Here is a 20,502-nt window from a genome sequence, read left to right as displayed (position 1 = left end):
GCATGGTCTCGACGCCATCCGGCGCATCCGGCCCGAACCACCGCATGCTCGCGAGCCGGGACAGCTGCGGCGCGATCATGCGATTGGTCGCGGTCACGCCGGTATAGTTCCAGTGCAGATTCGGGATGATGGCGTCGAGATCGGTCAAGGCGGGGCACCAACGCGGAATTGAGCCTCTTCTTACCCATTTTTCATGGCCCTCGCCTATGCTGGCCCGATTCTTTTGCGGAGAGGTCCGTCATGACCGTCCTGATCACCGGCGGCGCCGGCTATATCGGCAGCCACATGGTTTACGAATTGCTGGATGCCGGCGAAACGGTGGTCGTGCTCGACAACCTGTCCACCGGATTTCGCTGGGCGATACCCGACAGCGTGACGGTCTACGAGGGCGATACCGGCGACGAGGAATTGGCCCGCTCGATCATCGCGCGGCATGGGGTCGAGACCATCATCCATTTCGCCGCCTCGATCGTGGTGCCGGATTCGGTCGCCGATCCGCTCGGCTATTACCGCAACAACACCGCCAATTCCCGCACCCTGATCGAGGCCGCGGTCAAAGGCGGGGTGAAGCATTTCGTGTTTTCGTCGACCGCTGCGGTGTATGGCAATCCGAAATCCGTCCCGGTAGCGGAGGATGCCGTTCCGGACCCGATGTCACCCTATGGTTCGTCGAAGCTGATGACGGAAATCATCCTGCGCGATGCCGCGATCGCCCATCCCCTCACATACGCCATCCTGCGCTATTTCAATGTCGCAGGCGCCGATCCGCTGATGCGCACCGGGCAATCGACGCCCGCGGCGACGCACCTGATCAAGGTGGCGGTCCAGACCGCACTCGGCATGCGCCGGAAGATGGACGTATTCGGCACGGATTACCCGACGCCCGACGGCACCTGCATCCGCGACTATATTCACGTCAGCGATCTGGTGCGGGCGCATTCGGACGCGTTGCGCCATCTGCGCGCGGGCGGCTCCTCCGCCACGTTCAATTGCGGCTATGGGCATGGCTATTCGGTCCTCGAGGTCATCGACACGGTAAAGCGCTTGTCAGGCGTCGATTTCCGCGTCGAACTGGCGGATCGGCGGCCGGGCGATCCGGCGCAGATCGTGGCCGCCTCCGAGCGGGCGCGTTCGGTGCTGGGCTGGGTGCCCCGGTACGACGATCTCGGCACCATCGTCGGCGGCGCGCTCGCATGGGAACAGAGGCTGCGGGCACGGAATTCGTAGACCTTCCTTGCAGGGCGGCGTCACATCCGGCCTGCAGGCTTGAAATCTGCCCCCCAAGCGGGCAGGTAGCCGGCTGGCTGGCTGTCCGGCCTTTTTACCAAGTGGAATCGATGGTGCCTTCCGCCCCGGCCGACAAGGAAAGTTCTTATCAGCTGATACGCCGGCTCGTGACCGAATACGGCGCGAAGCACTGGAAGTCGTACGCCACAGCGTTCTTTTTCATGGCGATCTCTGCGGGCGGTACCGCCGCGATCGCCTATCTGATGGGAACGATCGTCAACAAGGCCTATGTGGATCGCAGTTTCCACGCGATCGTGGTGATCGGCCTTTTCACCATCGTCATTTTCTGCGCCCGGGGTGCCGCCACCTATTTCCAGGCGGTGATCCTGTCGCGCGTCGGCAACGCCATCATCGCCGAAAATCAGCGCAAGCTGTTCGACCGGCTGATGAACCAGAATCTCGCCTTCTTCGCCGAGCGGCATTCCTCGGAATTCCTGCACCGGCTCTCGACCGGCGCGGTCTCGGCAATGCAGGTTCTGAACCTGCTCATCACCGCCGTAGGCCGCGACTTCCTGTCTCTGGTCGGGCTCGCCACGGTGATGGTGATCCAGGATCCGGTGATGTCGATTTCCGCTGCGATCATCGCGCCGCCGGCGCTGTGGATGATCCGCAAGCTCGTGCGCCGCGTGAAACTCGTGGCAAAGGCGCAGTTCACCGGCGGCACACGGCTGTTCGAGACCATGCACGAGACCGTGCAGGGCATCCGCATCGTGAAGGCCTTCACGCTCGAAGACCGGCTGCGCAAGCGCTATTACGACAATGTCGCAACGGTCGAGAACGAAGCCAACAAGATGGCGCGGGTCTCGAACCGGTCGAGCCCGATGATGGAAGCGCTCGCCGGCGTCGCCATCGCCATGGGCGTCATCTATGGCGGCTACCGAACCATCGAGATGAACGCAACGCCGGGCGAGTTCTTCTCCTTCATCACCGCCTTCCTGCTGGCCTATGAGCCGGCCAAGCGGCTCGCGCGCCTGAACATCGAGCTGAATGCCGGCCTGATCGGCGTGCGCCAGCTGTTCGACATCATCGATGCGCCCTCCACCGAGCCTGCCGACAGCGACAAGCCGAAGCTTGTCATGGCCAGGGGACAGGTCGAATTCCGCGACGTGTGGTTCTCCTATCGGGAGAAGGAGCCGGTGCTCCGCGGGCTCTCGCTCACGGCCGAAGCCGGGCAGATGACCGCGCTGGTCGGCCCATCGGGCGGCGGCAAATCGACCATTCTCAACAGCATCCTGCGCCTGTACGAGCCGCAATCCGGCACGATCACCATCGACGGAGAGAATATCGCGGATGTATCGCGCCACTCGCTGCGCCAGCAGATCGCCTATGTCGGACAGGACGTGTTCCTGTTCCACGGTACGATCCGCGACAATATCGCCTTCGGCAAGGACGCCGCGACCGAGGACGAAATCATTGCCGCGGCCAAGGCCGCCAACGCGCACGACTTCATCGTGTCGTTCCCGAACGGCTACGACACCCATACCGGCGAACAGGGGCTGCAGCTTTCCGGCGGCCAGCGCCAGCGTATCGCCGTCGCGCGCGCGTTGATCCGCGATGCCCGGTTGATCCTGCTCGACGAGGCCACCGCCGCACTCGATTCGGAATCCGAACGGCTGGTGCAGGACGCGATCACGCATCTGACGCAGGGGCGCACCACCATCGTGATCGCACACCGCTTGCATACGGTCGCCCATGCCGACCGCATTTTCGTGATCGAGGACGGCGTGGTTGCCGAATCGGGCCGCCACGACGAATTGCTGCGCAACAGGGGCCGCTATGCGTCATTCTACCGGCTGCAATTGCAGGCGCAGGAATTCCCCGGCGCGCCCGCCGCAGCGGAATAGCCGAAAACCAGCGGACGCCGGGATCCCCCAATCCCGGCGTCCACCAACGGCCCCCGCTCAAGCAAACTCGTTCTCAGTAGCAGGCCACGCGTCGCGGCCCACGCCGTGTGCGGATCCAGCACTCGTTGGGCGGCGCAATCGCAGCGCCGATCAGTGCGCCGGCGCCAGCACCGATCGCGCCACCGACAAGAGCGGCGCTTCCGCCCGAGGTCGCTCCGCCAATAATGGCACCGGTTGCACCGCCAATGACGGCGCCCGTCGCTACATATTGCTCACGCAATGTGTAGCATCCGGAAAGCAACACCGACATGGCGCAAAGCAGCAGGAATTTCTTCACTGCTCCCTCCCCGCTTTGACGCCCCCCACGGCCATGCTATGCGGAGGCCCCGCCTGCGGCCAATGCAATCAAGACCGCGTGCCGCTTTTTCCGCCGATCTCCGGCTCCTTGTGACAAAAAAGCATCAACGGCTATGAGCGACCGTTACGTCATACCTCCGCCGCCGCAGGCAGCGCTTGCGGTCAAAGGCTCATCCGAAAAATTTCCGGTGCGCCGCATCTGGTGCGTTGGCCGCAATTACATCGAGCATATTCGCGAGATGGGGCAGGACGAGCGCGCGCCGCCGTTCTTCTTTGCAAAGCCGGCCGATGCGATCGTGCCGGACGGCAGCGTGGTGCCCTACCCGCCGCTGACCAAGGACATGCACCACGAGGTCGAACTCGTGGTGGCGCTGAAATCCGGTGGACTGAACATCCAGCCGGACAAGGCGAATGACTGCATCTGGGGCTACGGCGTCGGCATCGACCTGACCCGCCGCGATCTTCAAATCGCATCGCGCGAAGTCAAACGGCCATGGGAAATCGGCAAGGCGTTCGATGCGTCGGCCCCGTGCGGGCCACTCGTGCCGGCCTCGCAGATCGGCCACCCGACCAAGGGCCGCATCTCGCTGAAGCTGAACGGCGTCGTGAAGCAGGACGGCGATCTCGACCAGATGATCTGGAACGTACCGGAGACGATCTGGAAGCTGTCGGAGATGGTCGAGCTTGCCGCGGGCGACATCATCATGACCGGCACCCCGGCAGGCGTAGGCCAGGTCAATGTCGGCGACAAGATCGAATGCGAGGTCGAGGGCATCGGTTCGCTATCGGTGACCATCGGCAAGCCGAAGTCCTGACGGCGCTTGTGCCCCGGACGCGGTGCAGCACGAAGTGGTGCACCGCAGAGCCGGGGCCTATCCGGAATTGCGGCAATGGGTCCCGGTTCAGCAGCGCATCACGTCGTGCTGCGCTGCGCCCGGGACACACCGGCGACGATCAAGCCGCTGCCGGCTTGATCAGGCCTTCCGCCTTCATCGCATCCTGCACCTTTGGCCGCGCACGGATACGATTGCGCAGATCGTTCAGGTTCGGCCATTGCGCGATGTCGATGTCCTGGAAGCGCGCCCAGTTCGACACCACGAACAGATAGATGTCGGCGACCGAGTAGCGATCGCCGGCCAGCCATTGCTTTCCGGCTAGTCGTTCGTCGACATGCTTGAAGGCATTCAGCACATTCTCCTTGGCGATCACCCGGTAGTCGCCGGGCGTGCCATCCTTGAACAGCGGAGTGAACTGCTTGTGCAGTTCGGTCGCGATGAAAGTCAGCCATTCCAGCGCACGGTAATAATCCGCGGTGCCGGCCTTCGGCATCAGCCCGGCTTCGGGCTTCTGGTCGGCAACGTACTGAAGAAGCGCGAGCGCCTCGGTCATGATCTCGCCGCTGTCGAGCTTGAGGACCGGCACCACGCCCTTCGGGTTCACATCCCAGAAGTTTTCGCCGCCCTTCGTGACCTTGGCCTTGTTGTCGACCCGCTCGAGGTCGAACGAAATCCCGGCCTCGTGCAGCGCGATATTGACGGCAAGCGAGCAGGCGCCGGGTGCGTAGTACAACTTCATCTCTTCCTCCCTGGGGCGCGCGGCCCCGCTTGGCCCGGTTTGCCGAGCCTGGCGTCGTTCGTCAAATGCCTGGCGCGATCTTGCCCTGAACCGGCGGAATTGCGCAAACCATTGATCCGACGTCAGAAAAATATCACGAAGGGGATTCCCAAACCGGAACCAAATCAGATATGCCGCGTTGCAGCCGGGCCGGAACAGGACAGACGTTGTGAGGACGTTGATGACCATGCTTGCAACCCGCAGGACCGTTCGGATCGCCGAGCCAGATCCTTTCGGCGAGGTGACCCTGGCTCCGGCTTTCATGACAGGACAGTCCGAAACCCAGCTGGCACGCGCCATGGCGCATGCGCTGGTCGAAGCCCAGCCCGCAAGCGCCTCGCAGGCGTTGCGGCATTTGCGCAGCCTGTTTCCGGATTCTCCCCTGACGGTGCGGGTTTCGGCGCTCAACGCCCTGATGCGCCGCTAGATGCATGATCCCGATGGCTGATCGCTACATGCCGAGATAGGCCTGCCGGACGCGATCATCCGCGAGCAATTCCTCGCCCGAACCGGTCAGCGTGATGCGGCCGTTTTCCAGCACATAGGCGCGGCTCGCGAGCTTCAGCGATACCGCCACATTCTGCTCCACCAGAACGCAGGTCAGCCCGTCGCGATTGAGATCGCGGATCGTGGCCAGCACTTCCTGCACCAGCGCCGGCGCCAGACCGAGCGACGGCTCGTCGAACATCACCAGTTCGGGTTCTCCCATCAGACAGCGGCCGATCGCGAGCATCTGCTGCTCCCCGCCCGAAAGCGTGCCCGCCGCCTGGGCGGAACGCTCGCCCAGGCGAGGGAACATGGCGAGCACGCGTTCGCGGTTCTTGGCGCGGGCCGCGCGGGCGCGCGGCAGCATCGCACCCATGTCGAGATTCTCGGACACCGAGAGACTGGGGAAAATCTGGCGGCCCTCCGCCACCTGGCCGATGCCGAGATTGCAGACCTTGTAGCTCGGCAGACCGGCGATCTCCTCGCCGTGAAACCGGATATGGCCGGCGGCGGGCCGGACCATGCCGGCGATGGTACGGATCAGCGAGGTCTTGCCGGCGCCGTTGGCGCCGACGATCGCAACAATCGCGCCTTTCGGCACCTCGACCGAAACTCCGTCGAGCGCCTGAGCGTCGCCGTAGAAGACATCGATGCCGTCAACGGTCAGCATCAGTGCACCGCCTCCGCGCCGAGATAGCAGGCGAGCACGTCGGGATCGCGGGTGACCAATTCGGGCGGGCCCTCCGCGATCACCTTGCCATAATTCACCACCACGATATGCGCCGACAGCGCCATCACCGCCCGCATCACATGCTCGATCAGCAGGATGGTAACGCCGGTATCGTCATTGAGCTTGCGGAACACGCTGACCATGCGGTCGGTCTCGGTCGGACGCAGGCCCGCCATCACCTCGTCGAGCAGCAGGATCTTCGGCTTGGTCGCAAGCGCACGGGCGACCTCCAGGCATTTGCGGTCGGGCAGGGTGATGCCGGTCGGGCGCGCGCCCCGCTTGTCGTCGAGGCCGAGAAGCCTGAGAACGTCGTTTGCGTAATCCCGCGCTTCCTGCACATCGTCGGTCCAGGCCAGCGCGCCGACCGCGACATTCTCCTCGACCGTCAGATCGTTGAACGGCCGCACGATCTGGAAGGTGCGGCCGACACCGGCATGACAAATCTGGTCCGGACGCTTGCCGACCAGTGATTTGCCATCGAGCAGCACGTCGCCGGTGTCGGGGCGGAACACCCCTGCAATCATGTTGAAGACCGTGGTCTTGCCGGCGCCGTTCGGGCCGATCAGCGCCTGGATCGCGCCGGCCTTGACGTCGAACGAGACATTGTCGACGGCACGCAGACCGCTGAAGCTTTTCGAAATGCCGCGAACCGAAAGCGACGCCGCGCTCATGAGCGGCCTCCATCCGACTTCCGGTCGAGCCGGAGCACGCCGGCGATCCACGGCCAGACGCCGGATGGCCGGAACAGCACAATCACCGCGACGCAAATGCCCCAGAAGAATTGCTTGATGCCGTCGATCCGCGTGCCTTCGGTCAGGCCGGTCAGCAATTCGCCGAGCGGCGTCAACAGGAAGGCGCCGACGATCGGGCCAAACAGCGTACCGACGCCGCCGACGATGGTGCCAAGGATCAATTCGATCGAACGGTTGGTGCCGAACGTCGATTCCGGGAACAGGTTGTTGTAGTAGAAAGCGTACCAGACGCCGGCGATGCCGGTAAGGCCGGACGAGATCGCGACCGCGATCATCTTGTATTTGAACAGATGGATGCCGCTGGCCTCTGCGGCCTGCTGATCCTCGCGGATCGCCTGCCAGTAATAGCCGAGCTTTGAATTCAGCAGCAGCCGGCACAGCACCAGCGCCAGTCCGGTCAGCGTCAGGATCACGTAATAGAACATGACCGGCGAGCCGCGCAGATTGATCAGATCGACGGTGTCACGATTGGTCACCGGAAGGAACAGCCCCTCGGTGCCGCCGAGCCAGCGGGTGTGATCCACCATGATCCCGGTGAACTCGGCAAAGGCGATGGTCAGCAGCGCGAAATACACGCCGCCGATCGAGAAGCGGAAGCCAAGATAGCCGATGAAACAGCCCATCACCATCGCAAGCGTGATGGATGCAAACATCCCGATCAGCGGCGGGATGCCGAACTTGATGAAAAGCGCGGCGCTGGCATAGGCACCGATGCCGACGAACAGCGCATGCCCGAGCGAAAGCAGGCCCGCAAAGCCGATCATCAGGTTCCAGGCCTGACCGACATAGGCGAAATACAGAACGATGATCAGGACGCTGAGAACATAATTGCTGACGAAATACGGTGCCGCCGTCAGCGCGACCGCAAACACCGCCAGCAAGGCGAGCCCGTGCGCCGGCACACCGTCGAACAATCGGCTCATCGCTGCACCTTGCCGAGCAGACCCTGCGGCCGGAACAAAAGCACCAGGATCAGAAGCGCGAAGCTGAACGCGGTCTTCAGCGACGGTTGCAGAATGATGCCGGCCATCGCCTCCGACACGCCGATCAGGATGCCGCCCAGAAGCGCGCCCGGCAGGCTGCCCATGCCACCGACGATCACGATGATGAAGGCAAGCAGCGTATAGGGCGGTCCCAGATAGGGATGCACGTCGACGATCATGATCAGGATCGCGCCTGCCACGCCAAGGCAGGCGCAGCCGATCGCGAAGGTCAGCGCGAACAGATGGCGGACATTGAGGCCGACCACCAGCGCGCCGGTATGATTGTCGCCGCAGGCACGGATCGCCTTGCCGGTGTCGGTATATTTGAAAAACGCGAACATCGCCGCGGAGCCGATCAGCGCCACAACGCCGGCATAGAGGCGCACCTTGTCGATGATCAGCGGACCGATCTGGAACGAGTCATAGGCATAGGGCACGTTCACGCCCTGCGCGTCCGGGCCGAAGATCATCAGCGGCACGGCAATCAGCACCACCGCGATCGCCGCCATCAGCAGAAACTGGAAATGGTCGGCGACGTGCGCCACCCGCCGGATCACCCAGTCCTGCAGCAGGTAACCAAAGCAGAACAGCACCACCGCCACGAACGGCAGCGCGATCAAGGGATCAATCCCCAGCCGGCGGAACATCACCAGCGTGAGGAACATGGCAAGCACCATGATTTCGCCGTGCGCGAAATTCACGATGCGGATGACGCCGAAAATGACCGAGAGTCCGAGCGCGCTGAGCCCGTAGATCAGCCCGGTCAGAAGACCGCTGATCGCGACGTTGAAATAGATTTCGGTTGGCAAGAGCCCGATCCCGCGAGGCCAATTCGGCTGACGAATGAGCTCCGGCCGGTTCACGGCCGGAGCGTGTCATGTCGTTGAGATTCGTCAGCTACGCTTGTTGTAGGGCGTTGCCGGCCATTCCGCCTTCGCGTCGGTCGCGCCTTTCGGCGCCACGGTCACCAGCTTGCCGCCGCGATTCTGGATCGCCGAGTTGCGCAGCTTGTCGTTCTGGCCCTTGGCGTCGAACTGGATTCCAGGCCCCGGCGACACGTTGTCCGTGATGTTGGTGGCGCGGATCGCGTCGGCGAGCGCCTTCGGATCGGCCGATGCCGCTCGCTTGTAGGCGTCCGCCGCAACCAGCAACGCTTCGAAGGTGTAGACATGGTTGGTGTTCAGGTTCACGTCCGGATGCGCCTTGGCGAGCGCCGCGGTCAGCGCCTTGGTCATCTTCTTGTTCGGATCGTACCAGGGCACGAAGCTGAGCGGACCGTCGGAGAGCTTGCCGAGGGTCTTGAGATACTGGTCCTCGTACCAGCCCGGGCCCATGCTGAGCACACCCATGCCATCCCAGCGCTGCTTGATGAGTTCGCGGGTGAGCAGGATGGCATCGTTCAGACGGCTGACGACCAGCAGAGCGTCGGCCTTGGTGCCTTTTGCCCTGGCGACTTCAACCGACAGATCGCGCGCCTTCGGATCGTAGGCGATGGATTCCACGACCTTGTACGGCATCGGCACCTTTTGGAGGATGCCCGACATGCCCTTCTGCATCGCGGTTCCGAACGTGTCGTTGACGTGCAGCAGCGTCACCGTCTTCGGCGTATTGCCGGTCTGCTCGAAGATTTCCTTCTGGTTCTCGAATGCATCCATCAGGATGCGGCCGGCCACCGGGAAGTTGCGGAATACGAACTTGTAGCCCTGCTCGGTGATCGGGGGGGCGGCGGCGATGTTGATCACGAACGGGATGCCGCGCTGCTCGGCGACCTGCGCGATGGCGGTCGACTGGCCGGAATCGAATGCACCGACCAGAAGCTGGGCGCCTTCGTTGATGAGCTTCTCGGCCTGCGCGCGGGCGATCTGAACGTCGGATTCGGTGTCGCCGTTCATGATCTGAAGAGCGGGCATGCCGGCGTCCTTGAGAAGCCCGGCGGCCACGTCGACACCGCGCTGGCAATCCTGGCCGATGCCGGCCTGGAAACCGGAACGCGGCAGCAGAACGCCGACCTTCAGAGGCGCGCCCTGGGCGCGGCCTAGGTTGAACGGCGCGGTACCCGCCACAATGCCGGCGGCGCCGAAGGTTGCTCCAAGCCCTGCGGCAAAGGTGCGTCGCGTGACGCGCGGCTGACGAGATTTGATGGACATAAGTTAACTCCTCCCTGACTGGTCCGCTGACCTCGGGACCGTGATTGATGCCTTTTTCTTATTGTTTTGCCCGACTTGCAATGCCCGACTTCCGCAGCATCGGCCCGCGCATCGAGCGCGGTTTCCCGTTACAACATATTGTTGTATAGCACAATCAGTGTTGAGAACAACAATTCACGTCCGGATCGAACCGGGCTCCGGGAGGATCGCGTGACCGAAAGCCCTGCCGCAGTCCCGCTGCCGCGCGACCGCAAGAACCGCCGTATCGTCGATCTCGACGTGCTGACCTCGCATCTGGGCTATTCGCTGCGCCGGGCGCAGGTCTGGGTGTTTCAGGATTTCATCCGCACCCTTTCGGTGATCGATCTGCGGCCGGCGCAATATTCGGTGCTGGTGGTGATCGGCGCCAATCCCGGGCTCTCGCAAGCCGAGCTTGCCGACCGGCTGGCGATCGAGCGCGCGCGGCTCGTTCACATGCTGGACCATCTGCAGCGGCGCGGACTGACCGAACGCCTGCCCTCTCCGACCGACCGTCGCACCCATGCGCTGCAACTCACAAGGGAAGGTCAGAAAATGCTCAGGCGCGCCAAGGCGCTGGCCGCGCGCCATGAAGCGCGGCTGACGGAGAAACTTGGACCGGACGCGCGCGCGCAGGTGCTGGAGTTGTTGCAGGTGTTTGTGAGAAAATGACCCACACTCCGCTCATGCCCGCGAATGCGGGCATCCAGGCTTTCTTCTGCTCCGGGTCCCGGCCTTCGCGGCGACGAACGGATCATTGATGCGTCGCTCCGTTACGCCGCGTCCTGATCCGCCTTGAGCACGCCGCGGCGGATCTGGTCTTCCTCGATCGACTCGAACAGCGCGCGGAAATTGCCCTCACCGAAGCCGTCATCGCCCTTGCGCTGGATGAACTCGAAGAAGATCGGACCGAGCACGGTGCCGGAGAAAATCTGTAGCAGCACCTTGGTCATGCCGCCGTCCACGACTCCTTCGCCGTCGATCAGCACGCCGTGCTTCCTGAGGTGATGCACCGGCTCGCCATGACCCGGCACTCGGTCGTCAACCTTCTCGTAATAAGTCTCAGGCGGCTGCGGCATGAACGGCAGGCCATTGGCGGAAAGCTTCGCGACGCTCTCGTAGATGTCGCGGCACCCCATCGCCACGTGTTGGATGCCCTCGCCCTTGTATTCGCGCAGGTATTCCTCGATCTGCGATTTGTCGTCCAGCGACTCGTTGATCGGGATGCGGATCTTGCCGCACGGCGATGTCATCGCACGCGAGATCAGACCGGTGAGTTTGCCCTCGATGTTGAAGAAGCGGATGTCGCGGAAATTGAACAGCTTCTGGTACCATGAGGCCCAGTGGTCCATGCGGCCGCGCTGCACGTTGTGGGTGAGGTGATCGAGATAATACAGACCGCACTTTTCCGGCTTCGGATCACGCTCACCGGTCCAGACGAAATCCACGTCCCAGATCGAACCATTCTCGCCGTAGCGGTCGACGAAATACAGGAGCGAGCCGCCGATGCCCTTGATCGCCGGGATCGCAAGTTCCATCGGCCCGACACTGGTTTCGCCGGGCTCGGCGCCAAGCGCCAGTGCGCGATCATAGGCCTTCTTCGCATCGACGACGCGAAACGCCATCGCGCAGGCGCAGGGCCCGTGCTCGGCCGCGAACCTTTGCGCGAATGAATCCGGCTCGGCGTTGACCACGAAATTCACGTCGCCCTGCCGCCACAGCTGCACGTTCTTGGAACGGTGCTTGGCGACCAGGGTGAAACCCATGGTCTCGAACAGCCTGCCGAGCTTTTCGGGCTCGGGATGGGCGTATTCGACGAATTCGAGGCCGTCGGTGCCCATCGGATTTGATTCGGAGATGACGGCGGCCGGCGCGTCGTGGGGGAACGGACCCATCGGGCGGTCTCCTGTGCAAGATGTGTTGTTCTTCTGACTTTCAGTATAACCGAGATCGGCCGCAAAAATCGTGCAAATTCCTTTCTAAACTGCTATATTGCGCATGATCTGCGCATGAGACTGCAAAATGCTGCAAGAATCCGTCATCATTGATGACGCAGACCTGAAGCTCCTGTCGGCGCTGCAGGACAACGGCGCCCTCACCAATCAGCAACTCGCCGACGTTGTGCGGCTGTCACCGTCGCAATGCTCGCGCCGCCGCCAGCGGCTCGAACAGGCCGGCGTGATCCGGCGCTATCGGGCCGATCTCGATCCCGCCCTGCTCGGCTTCGGCATCACGGTCTTCATCTTCGTCGCGCTGGCCACCCATTCCCGGAATAATGCGCGGCGCTTCCGCGATCTGGTGGCGACGCTTGCGATGGTGCAGGAGACGCATGCGCTGACCGGCGATTCCGATTACCTGCTCAAGGTGATCGTAACCGATCTGCGCGCGCTGTCGGCGCTGGTCAACGATGTGCTGCTGCCGCACGAGGCGGTGGAGCGGGTGCGCTCCAGCATCGTGCTGGAGACGCTGAAGGACGAAGCCAAGCTGCCGATCGGATAGCGCGCGCGGTCGCCTTTTGTCTCCCGCTCATTCCCGCGAAAGCGGGAATCCAGAAAGCCAAAGGACTGGGTCCCCGCCTTCGCGGGGACGAGCGGAGTCAGGTTCGACGGGCTCTCACACGCCGAGATACGCCTCGCGCACACGCGTGTCGTTCAGCAATTCCCGCCCAGTGCCGGAATGGGAGATGCGTCCGGTCTCGAGCACATAACCCCGGTCGGCGATCGCGAGCGCGGCATAGGCATTCTGCTCGACCAGCAGCACGGTGATGCCCTGCCGCTTCAGACCGGCGACGATCGAAAAAATCTGGTCGACCAGGATGGGCGCAAGTCCCATCGACGGTTCGTCGAGCAGCATCAGCTTCGGCCGCGCCATCAGTGCGCGCCCCATGGCCAGCATCTGCTGCTGACCGCCCGAAAGCGAGCCGGCGGCGATTGCCCGCTTCTCGGCGAGAACCGGGAAGGTTGCGTACACCCCCTGGATATCGGTTGCGATCTCGGAATCCTTGCGCGTCCATGCGCCGAGCCTGAGATTGTCCTCGACCGACAGAGGTGCGAATACCTGGCGTCCTTCCGGAACCTGAACGATTCCCCGCGCGACCCGAACATGCGGGGCGACGCGGTCGAGCGGGTTGCCGAGAAAGCGGATCGACCCGCCGGAGACCGGCTGTACGCCGGAGATCGCGCGCAGCAGGGTGGTCTTGCCGGCGCCGTTGCTGCCGACCAGCGTGACAATCTCGCCGGCATTCACCGCCAGCGACAGACCGTGCAGCACTTCGATGCGGCCATAGCGGCTGGACAGATTGTCAATGACGAGCATCGGCCGCCTCCCCGCTCGCATCGGCACCGAGATAGGCGGCGACCACCGCCGGGTTTGCACGAACCTCCTGCGCGCTGCCTTCAGCCAGCGTGCGGCCCTGATCGAGGACATGGATGCGGTTGGAGATTTTCATCACCAGTCGCATGTCATGCTCGACCAGCACCACGGTGACGCCCTGCGCCGCGATCTTCTGGATCACGGCGTCGACTTCGGCGGTTTCGACCGCGTTGCAGCCGGCGGCAGGCTCGTCCAGCAGGAGCACCTTTGGCTCGGACGCCAGCGCGCGCGCAATTTCGAGCCGTTTCAATGCGCCGTAAGGCAGTTCGCCCGCAGGCCTCGTTCCCATCCTGCTCAGACCGACGAGATCGAGCAGCTCCGCCGAACGCTTTCGGCTCGCACGGTTCTGCGACACGACGCTCGGCAGGCGGAGCAGATGCGCGAACACATTGCGATTCTCGTGCAGGTGACGGCCCACCATCACATTTTCCAGGGCCGTCATGCGAAAGAATATCTGGAGATTCTGGAAGGTCCGCGACAGCCCGCGCGCCGCCAGTTCATGCGCCGGCAAGTTGGTGACATCCTGGCCGGCGAGCGAGACCTTGCCACGCGGCGCGCGATAAAGGCCGGAAATCATGTTGAAGAGTGTGGTCTTGCCGGCGCCATTCGGACCGATGATCGCGAAAATTTCGCCTTCCCGGACCGAGAACGACACCTCGTCGACGGCGCGCACGCCGCCGAAATCGATGCCAAGCCCTTCGGTGGCGAGCACGCTCATGACGGGCTCCGCCGGAACAGACTGGCGAGGCTCGGCACGATGCCGGCGCGCAGGAAGATCATGAACACGATCATGGCAAGGCCGAGCGCAATGTGTTCGTAATCGTGAAACACCGTGAACACCTGGGGCAGGATCGTGAGCAGAGCGGCGCCGACGATGCTGCCCATGATCGAGCCAAGCCCGCCCAATACGGCCATGGTGACAAACTCGATCGAGCGCAGGAATCCTGCGGTCGCCGGCGTGACGAGCCCGTCGAACAGCGCGAGATAGGCGCCGGCAACCGCCGCATAGATCGCCGACAGCACGAACGCGATCAGCTTGTAGCGGGCGACATCGATTCCCAGCACGCGCGATGCGACCTCGCTGTCATGAATGGCGCGCAACGCCCGCCCGGTCGGCGAATCGATGAGATTCACCGCGAGCAGCGCGGCGAGCACCAGCGTCGCACCGGAAATCCAGTACCAGGTTTCGGAGCCGCGGGCGGTCCAGCCGAACAGCACCAGCCGCGGCACTGGCATGCCGTCGGGCCCGCCGGTGAAGCGGGCCTCGTTGGTGAACACCATCGCGATCAGGATGCCCATGCCGAGGGTGGCCACCGCAAGATAATGGCCTTTCAGCTTCAGGATCGGGCGGCCGATGATGAACGCCAGCAATCCCGCCGCGATCACGCCCGCGATCAGTGCGATCCAGGACGGGATGCCGAAATGGGTCGGCAGTACCGCGACTGCGTAGGCGCCGATGCCGAAAAATCCGGCATGTCCGAGACTCACCTGTCCCGCGAAACCCATCAAGAGATTGATGCCGAGCACCGCGAGGGAAAACATGAAGACCAGCGCCGCGATCCGCAGATAGAACGTGGTCGGCACGAGATGGGGCAGCGCGACCACGATCGCCGCGACCACGAACACCACACCGTATGTGCGCCAGAATCCCGGCATGTCAGACACGCTCGATGCTGGCTTTGCCGAACAGCCCCTGCGGCATGACAAACAGGACGCCAAGGATGACCAGGAAGGCCGCGGCATCCTTGTAGGCGGACGAGATGTAGCCCGCGCCAAAGGTCTCGAGCAGTCCCACCAGCAGCCCGCCGACCACCGCACCAAGCGGGTGGCCGATCCCGCCGAGCATCGCCGCGGCGAAGCCCTTGAGCGCCAGCAGCGTTCCGACGTCATAATTCGTCAGCGTGATCGGCGTCACGAGGATACCGCCGATCGCCCCGATCGCGGCCGACAGCGCGAACGAAATTCCGACGATCGCGCCGGTATTGATGCCCACCAGCCGCGCGGCGAGCCGGTTCGCGGCGGTCGCGGTCATCGCCTTGCCGATCATGGTCCGGGTCCCGAGCGCCCAAAGCGCGACCACGATCGCAAGCGTGCCGCCAAGCACGATCAGGCTCTGCGGCAGGATGGTGGCGCCACCGATCCGGATCGGCTCAGAGCCGACGAAAGCCGGGTAGGAGTGATAATTCTTGTCGAATACCACCGAGGCGACGCCGCGCAGGAAAATCGAGGCACCGATGGTGATGATGATCAGGGTGACCGGTGAGGCGCCCTTGGCCGGCTCGATGGCGAGCTGGTGCAGCAGCACGCCGATCACCACCGCGGCGACAAGGGCGATCAGAGCGGCGATCGGGAGCGGAATGCCGGCGGCCACCGCGAAGAACGTGACCATACCGCCGATCATGACGAATTCGCCCTGCGCGAAATTGATCACGTCGGAGGCATTGTAGATCAGGGTGAATCCGAGCGCGACCAAAGCATAAATCGCGCCGATGGTCAGACCGGAAAAGACGAACTGGAGAAATTCGGGCATGCTGCGGCCTGGATCCCCTCTTTCCGCGCGCCCGGCCCGGCTTTCGCGCGACGCCGCATCAAACAGGACGCCGATGGCCGGGACAAGCCCGGCCATCGGACATTTCGGCGGAAGCCCCCGTCAGTTCACCAGCGTCCAGTCGCCGTTCTTGATTTCCAGCATGCGAAACGCGTTGAGGTCGAGGCCGAGATGATCGGTCGGTGACATGGTGACGATGCCGCCGGTGCCCATGAAGTTCTTGGTCTTCTCGATTTCGTCGCGCACTTTCGCCTTGTCAGGGCCGCCGGCGCGCTTCATCGCCTCCACCAGAATCATCAGGCCGTCATACATGTGCCCGCCGAACGTGGAGACAGGCTGGCCGGTCTTGCCTTCGTAGGTCTTCTTGTATTCGGTCACGACCTTCTTTTGCGGATCGCTGTCGGGCAGCTTGTCTGCGACCAGCAGCGCCGCCGCCGGCAGACGAACACCCTCGGCGGCAGCCGGCGTCGCAAGCTCGATGAACTGCTTGGAGCCGACACCGTGGCTCTGGTAGAGCGGATGCGGAATCGCGAGCTGCTTGTAATTGCGCGTCACGATTGCAGGGCCCTGCCCGAAGCCCGGATTGAGCACGGCCTGCACGCCGGCCTTACCCTTGATATTGGTAAGCTGCGCCGTCATGTCGTTGTCGCGCGGCTGGTAGGTTTCCTCGTGCAGGACCTCGATGCCGTATTTCTTGTTCACGGTCATACACTGGTCGCGCATCGACTTTCCGAACGCATCCGCACCCGCGATGACCGCGATCTTGGTCAGATTGCGCTTTTTCATGTCCTCGAAAATCTTCTCGCAGGCCATGAGATCGGTATGCGGGGTCTTGAAATTCCACTTCTTGACCGGATGCACCGCCTGCACCGCGCCGGCAAAGTTGATCAGCGGGATGCCGGCCTCTTCCGCGAGCGGAATCATCGCCAGCGCGGTCGCCGTGGTGGAACCGGCGAGCAGCGCATCGACCTTGTCCTGCTCGATCAGCCGCGTCACGAAGGTACGCGCCTGGTTGGGATCGCCGACATCATCATAGATGACCGCCTCCAGCTTTCTGCCGGCCACGCCACCCTTCGCGTTGATGTCGGCGATATACATTTCCAGCGTCTTCTTCTCGGGATCTCCGAGGAACGAGGCCGGCCCGGTCACCGACAGCACCGCCCCGATCTTGATCGGCGCCTGTGCCAGCGCAAGCGGCATCGTCAACACCATCGCCGCGGCGGCGGCGAGCAATCTGGTTACGAGACTCATCATCTTCCTCCCTTGGACTTTCTCGACATTTCATTCTCGACGTTTCAGGCGGCTTTCTGGCGCCGCATCGGGGCGACGCGAAAACGATTGGCTACGAAGGCCGAATCCGTGAGGCAGGCATTGCCGGCCGGATTGGCTCCGGACACATGATAATCCGAAAACGCCGCGGACTGATTGACATAAATGCCGCCGGTCAGATTGACCGACAATGCGACACCTGCGCGCGCGAAAGCGTCGGCCGCATCATCGATCACGGCGTCGCTCGTCGTGTAGAGCGAAGCGGTGATCGCACCCTTGCGCCGCGCCGATTGCGAGGCGAGCGCGATGGATTCACCGGTCGACTCGGTCCGGATCACGAACGCGATCGGGCCGAAGCGCTCCTCGCCCCAGGCGCGGTCGTCCTTGGCGTCGACCGCGAGCAGGAGCGGCGAAGCGGTCCGCGCCTGATCGAAGCCGGCGACCGGAACGGGAGCGGAATCGCGCACGATGCGGCCGAGCTTGCGCGCGGCGTCGACCCGCTTGGCGGTCGCCTCGTTCTGAATCGTACCGAGAATGTTGGCGGCGCGGTCCGGATCGCCGAGCAATCTGTCGATCGCGCTGCCGATGGCCGAAGCGACCTCGTCGTAGCTCTTATGCCCGTCATTGGTCTCGATTCCGGCCGCAGGCACGAAAATATTCTGGGGCGCGGTGCACATCTGCCCGGAATAAAGCGACAGCGAGAACGCGATATTGCTGCACATGCCGCGGAAATCGTCGGTGGAATCGATGACGATGGCGTTGATGCCGGCCTCCTCGGTGAACACCAGACCGGTCGCGGAATTCTCGCGCACCCACTGACCGAAAGCGGGCGACCCGGTGAAATCCACGATCGCAACGCCAGGATGCGCGGCAAGCTCCTGCGCAACCGGCGCATCCGCCTCGTCGGGAGCAAGCGTCAGGACATTCGGGTCGAAGCCCGCCTCCTTCAGCACCTCGCGTCCGATCTTGACCGTAATGGCCAGTGGCAGGATCGCACCCGGATGCGGCTTGACGATCACGCTGTTGCCGGTGGCGAGACTTGCGAAAATCGCGGGATATCCGTTCCAGGTCGGAAAGGTAGCGCAGCCGATCACCAGGGAGACGCCGCGTGGCACGATGCGAAAGCTCTTGTCGAGCACAATCGGATCGCCCTTGCCCTGCGGTTTTGACCAGTTCGCCGTACGCGGAACCCGGATCATTTCGTCATAGGAATAGGCGATCGCTTCGAGCGCACGGTCCTGCGCGTGGGGACCCGCAGCCTGGAATGCCATCATGAAGGCCTGGCCGGTCGTGTGCATCGCGGCGTTGGCGATCAGGAAGCTCTGGCGGTTGATGCGCTCGACGATCTCGAGACAGACCCCCACGCGATCCTCGATCGAGGCGCGCGCCCATGATTCGCCCGCCTTGATCGCGCTCTCGATAAGCACATCGGGATCGGCCGCCGGATAGGTGATACCGAGCGCCATGCCAAAGGGCGATACTTCGCGGCCGACCTGCCTGGTGCCGCCATCACCGAGATCGAAAGGTTTGCCGAGTAGCGCCTTGAACGCGGCTTCTCCATCCGCCTTCGCAGTCTCGCCGTAAATCTTGCCGCTCGCGACTTCCGGATAGGCGCTCCAGTAGCTGCGACTACGACAGGCTTCGACCGCCTGTTCGAGTCGCGCGCGATGCGCCTCGAAAAAACTCATGCCGTCCTCCCGGCGGATGCTGGGCCGTTGTCAAATCCGGCCGCGTTGACACCCGCATGTCTGGTCCATATTAATTATCCGACCGGACGGTCAGTCAAGTACCTTGGCCGTCGCAGGGTGAGAGAACAGCTCAGAGCGCACCAATGCGCCGCATCGGGGAGGATTTCGGATGGACGAGAGTTCCGTTCTCGTCGATATGCGCGTCGGCTATCGCGTCATCACGCTCAACCGGCCGCAGCGGCTGAATTCATTCACCGAAGACATGCATGTGGCGCTGAAAAAGGCGCTCGACGATGCGGAGGCCGATCCCGCCTGCCGCGCATTGATGATCACCGGCGCCGGCCGCGGGTTCTGCGCCGGCCAGGATCTCAATGACCGCCTCGCAAAACCCGGCGAGACCATCGTGCTCGGCGGCACACTGGAGCAATATTACAATCCGCTGATCCGAAAATTGCGGGCGCTGCCATTTCCCGTGATTGCGGCGGTGAACGGCGTTGCCGCCGGAGCCGGCGCCAATATCGCGCTGGCTTGCGACATCGTGCTGGCGGCGAAGTCCGCAATGTTCCTGCAGGCGTTTGCGAAGATCGGTCTGGTGCCCGATTCCGGCGGCACGTGGTTCCTGCCACGGCTGGTTGGGCCGGCGCGGGCGCGCGGCCTTGCGATGCTTGCCGACCCGCTGCCGGCGGAAACAGCGGAAAGCTGGGGGCTGATCTGGAAATCTGTGCCGGATGACCAGTTGATCGGAGCAGCGAATGAAATCTGCATGCGGTTCGCCGTAGGCCCGACCTACGGCTTGTCGCTGATCAAGCGCGCGCTCGATGCTTCCGAGACCAACGACCTGTCCGCGCAACTCGATCTCGAACGCGACCTGCAGCGCAGCGCCGGTTCGAGCCCGGATTACGCCGAAGGCGTGCGCGCCTTCATGGACAAGCGTGCGCCCAACTTCACCGGCGAGAAGGGGTCCTGAGGATGGACGCGGGCGAAATCGCACGCGCATGCGCAGACGCGATGTGGGCTGAGGATTCGGCGAGCAAGGGGCTCGGCATGCAACTGATCTCCGTGGAGCCGGGCCGTTCAACGCTGGCGATGACGATCACCGACCGCATGGTGAACGGTCACAACATCGCGCATGGCGGATTTATCTTCACGCTCGCAGATTCCGCGTTCGCTTTTGCCTGCAACACCTACAACCAGCGCACCGTGGCCCAGCATTGCGCGGTGACGTTTCTTGCGGCCGGGAGGCTTGGCGATCGTCTGATCGCCAGGGGCGTCGAGCGCCACCGCGCCGGACGGTCGGGCATCTACGACATCACCGTCACGCGCGAGGACGGCACCGTGATCGCGGAATTCCGTGGTCACTCGCGCACCATCGAAGGCGCCTTGCTTCCCGCCCAGAAGGCATAGAGC

22 protein-coding genes are annotated in these 20,502 nt (G+C 63.4%); 8 read left to right on the top strand and 14 right to left on the bottom strand.

The window, feature by feature from the left end; translation table 11 throughout:
* Positions 1–240: 240 nt before the first annotated feature.
* A complete protein-coding gene (gene galE / locus AB7F49_RS17770) occupies positions 241–1,227 on the top strand; it encodes a UDP-glucose 4-epimerase GalE (protein ID WP_428524683.1) in 987 nt (328 codons plus the stop codon).
* Positions 1,228–1,337: 110 nt separating this feature from the next.
* Positions 1,338–3,131 (top strand): ABC transporter ATP-binding protein, encoded by a 1,794-nt coding sequence (locus AB7F49_RS17765; protein ID WP_428524681.1) that lies wholly within the window; start codon positions 1,338–1,340, stop codon positions 3,129–3,131.
* 73 nt (positions 3,132–3,204) lie between these two features.
* On the opposite strand, the gene AB7F49_RS17760 is transcribed toward AB7F49_RS17765, so the two are convergent.
* Positions 3,205–3,468 carry a glycine zipper domain-containing protein gene (locus AB7F49_RS17760; RefSeq protein ID WP_428524679.1) on the bottom strand — a complete coding sequence of 88 codons (264 nt, stop codon included), beginning with the start codon at positions 3,466–3,468 and terminating at the stop codon, positions 3,205–3,207.
* Positions 3,469–3,601: 133 nt separating this feature from the next.
* Between AB7F49_RS17760 and AB7F49_RS17755 the strand changes: the two genes are divergently transcribed.
* Positions 3,602–4,303, top strand: a complete 702-nt coding sequence (locus AB7F49_RS17755; protein WP_428524677.1) for a fumarylacetoacetate hydrolase family protein — start codon at positions 3,602–3,604, stop codon at positions 4,301–4,303.
* A 139-nt stretch (positions 4,304–4,442) separates the two neighbouring features.
* On the opposite strand, the gene gstA is transcribed toward AB7F49_RS17755, so the two are convergent.
* Positions 4,443–5,063, bottom strand: a complete 621-nt coding sequence (gene gstA, locus AB7F49_RS17750; RefSeq protein WP_428524676.1) for a glutathione transferase GstA — start codon at positions 5,061–5,063, stop codon at positions 4,443–4,445.
* A 220-nt stretch (positions 5,064–5,283) separates the two neighbouring features.
* Here gstA and AB7F49_RS17745 point away from each other — a divergent pair, with 220 nt between their 5' ends.
* A complete protein-coding gene (locus AB7F49_RS17745) occupies positions 5,284–5,529 on the top strand; it encodes a hypothetical protein (protein ID WP_428524675.1) in 246 nt (81 codons plus the stop codon).
* 24 nt (positions 5,530–5,553) lie between these two features.
* On the opposite strand, the gene AB7F49_RS17740 is transcribed toward AB7F49_RS17745, so the two are convergent.
* From AB7F49_RS17740 to AB7F49_RS17720, 5 genes are all read right to left on the bottom strand, one after another.
* Entirely contained in the window at positions 5,554–6,258 is a 705-nt protein-coding gene (locus AB7F49_RS17740) for an ABC transporter ATP-binding protein (RefSeq protein ID WP_428524674.1), read from the bottom strand.
* The gene (locus AB7F49_RS17735; protein WP_428524673.1) at positions 6,258–6,989 is read right to left on the bottom strand and encodes an ABC transporter ATP-binding protein; all 732 of its coding nucleotides are present in this window, start codon (positions 6,987–6,989) and stop codon (positions 6,258–6,260) included. Before AB7F49_RS17735 ends, AB7F49_RS17740 begins: the two co-directional genes overlap by 1 nt.
* Positions 6,986–7,993: a branched-chain amino acid ABC transporter permease gene (locus AB7F49_RS17730; RefSeq protein WP_428524672.1), complete on the bottom strand. Its 1,008-nt coding sequence runs from the start codon at positions 7,991–7,993 to the stop codon at positions 6,986–6,988. The genes AB7F49_RS17735 and AB7F49_RS17730 overlap by 4 nt, the downstream gene beginning before the upstream one ends.
* Positions 7,990–8,862: a branched-chain amino acid ABC transporter permease gene (locus AB7F49_RS17725; protein WP_428524670.1), complete on the bottom strand. Its 873-nt coding sequence runs from the start codon at positions 8,860–8,862 to the stop codon at positions 7,990–7,992. The genes AB7F49_RS17730 and AB7F49_RS17725 overlap by 4 nt, the downstream gene beginning before the upstream one ends.
* 84 nt (positions 8,863–8,946) lie before the next feature.
* Complete coding sequence (locus tag AB7F49_RS17720; protein ID WP_428524669.1) at positions 8,947–10,200, bottom strand: ABC transporter substrate-binding protein; 1,254 nt, start codon at positions 10,198–10,200, stop codon at positions 8,947–8,949.
* 210 nt (positions 10,201–10,410) lie between these two features.
* Between AB7F49_RS17720 and AB7F49_RS17715 the strand changes: the two genes are divergently transcribed.
* Entirely contained in the window at positions 10,411–10,890 is a 480-nt protein-coding gene (locus AB7F49_RS17715) for a MarR family winged helix-turn-helix transcriptional regulator (protein WP_428524668.1), read from the top strand.
* A gap of 101 nt (positions 10,891–10,991) precedes the next feature.
* Here the strand turns inward: AB7F49_RS17715 and hppD are convergent, their stop codons facing one another.
* Complete coding sequence (hppD, locus tag AB7F49_RS17710; protein WP_428524667.1) at positions 10,992–12,113, bottom strand: 4-hydroxyphenylpyruvate dioxygenase; 1,122 nt, start codon at positions 12,111–12,113, stop codon at positions 10,992–10,994.
* Between the two features lie 127 nt (positions 12,114–12,240).
* Between hppD and AB7F49_RS17705 the strand changes: the two genes are divergently transcribed.
* Positions 12,241–12,717, top strand: a complete 477-nt coding sequence (locus tag AB7F49_RS17705; protein ID WP_428524665.1) for an Lrp/AsnC family transcriptional regulator — start codon at positions 12,241–12,243, stop codon at positions 12,715–12,717.
* Between the two features lie 114 nt (positions 12,718–12,831).
* On the opposite strand, the gene AB7F49_RS17700 is transcribed toward AB7F49_RS17705, so the two are convergent.
* From AB7F49_RS17700 to paaN, 6 genes are all read right to left on the bottom strand, one after another.
* The gene (locus AB7F49_RS17700) at positions 12,832–13,533 is read right to left on the bottom strand and encodes an ABC transporter ATP-binding protein (protein ID WP_428524663.1); all 702 of its coding nucleotides are present in this window, start codon (positions 13,531–13,533) and stop codon (positions 12,832–12,834) included.
* Complete coding sequence (locus tag AB7F49_RS17695; protein ID WP_428524662.1) at positions 13,520–14,308, bottom strand: ABC transporter ATP-binding protein; 789 nt, start codon at positions 14,306–14,308, stop codon at positions 13,520–13,522. The genes AB7F49_RS17700 and AB7F49_RS17695 overlap by 14 nt, the downstream gene beginning before the upstream one ends.
* Entirely contained in the window at positions 14,305–15,246 is a 942-nt protein-coding gene (locus tag AB7F49_RS17690; RefSeq protein WP_428524661.1) for a branched-chain amino acid ABC transporter permease, read from the bottom strand. The genes AB7F49_RS17695 and AB7F49_RS17690 overlap by 4 nt, the downstream gene beginning before the upstream one ends.
* Before the next feature lies 1 nt (position 15,247).
* The gene (locus AB7F49_RS17685; RefSeq protein ID WP_428524659.1) at positions 15,248–16,120 is read right to left on the bottom strand and encodes a branched-chain amino acid ABC transporter permease; all 873 of its coding nucleotides are present in this window, start codon (positions 16,118–16,120) and stop codon (positions 15,248–15,250) included.
* A 120-nt stretch (positions 16,121–16,240) separates the two neighbouring features.
* Positions 16,241–17,392, bottom strand: a complete 1,152-nt coding sequence (locus AB7F49_RS17680) for an ABC transporter substrate-binding protein (RefSeq protein ID WP_428524657.1) — start codon at positions 17,390–17,392, stop codon at positions 16,241–16,243.
* A 41-nt stretch (positions 17,393–17,433) separates the two neighbouring features.
* On the bottom strand, positions 17,434–19,095 hold the full coding sequence (gene paaN, locus AB7F49_RS17675) for a phenylacetic acid degradation protein PaaN (protein WP_428524655.1): 1,662 nt from the start codon (positions 19,093–19,095) through the stop codon (positions 17,434–17,436).
* Between the two features lie 169 nt (positions 19,096–19,264).
* On the opposite strand from paaN, the gene paaG reads away from it, so the two are divergent.
* Positions 19,265–20,062 carry a 2-(1,2-epoxy-1,2-dihydrophenyl)acetyl-CoA isomerase PaaG gene (gene paaG, locus AB7F49_RS17670; RefSeq protein ID WP_428524653.1) on the top strand — a complete coding sequence of 266 codons (798 nt, stop codon included), beginning with the start codon at positions 19,265–19,267 and terminating at the stop codon, positions 20,060–20,062.
* Positions 20,063–20,064: 2 nt separating this feature from the next.
* Positions 20,065–20,499 carry a hydroxyphenylacetyl-CoA thioesterase PaaI gene (paaI, locus tag AB7F49_RS17665; RefSeq protein WP_428524651.1) on the top strand — a complete coding sequence of 145 codons (435 nt, stop codon included), beginning with the start codon at positions 20,065–20,067 and terminating at the stop codon, positions 20,497–20,499.
* Positions 20,500–20,502 lie beyond the last annotated feature (3 nt).

Origin of the sequence: Pseudorhodoplanes sp. (assembly GCF_050250235.1) — a bacterium.
GTDB lineage: Bacteria > Pseudomonadota > Alphaproteobacteria > Rhizobiales > Xanthobacteraceae > Pseudorhodoplanes.
The sequence above is the reverse complement of the archived record's forward strand: the minus strand, read 5'-3'. Positions and strand labels throughout refer to the sequence as shown.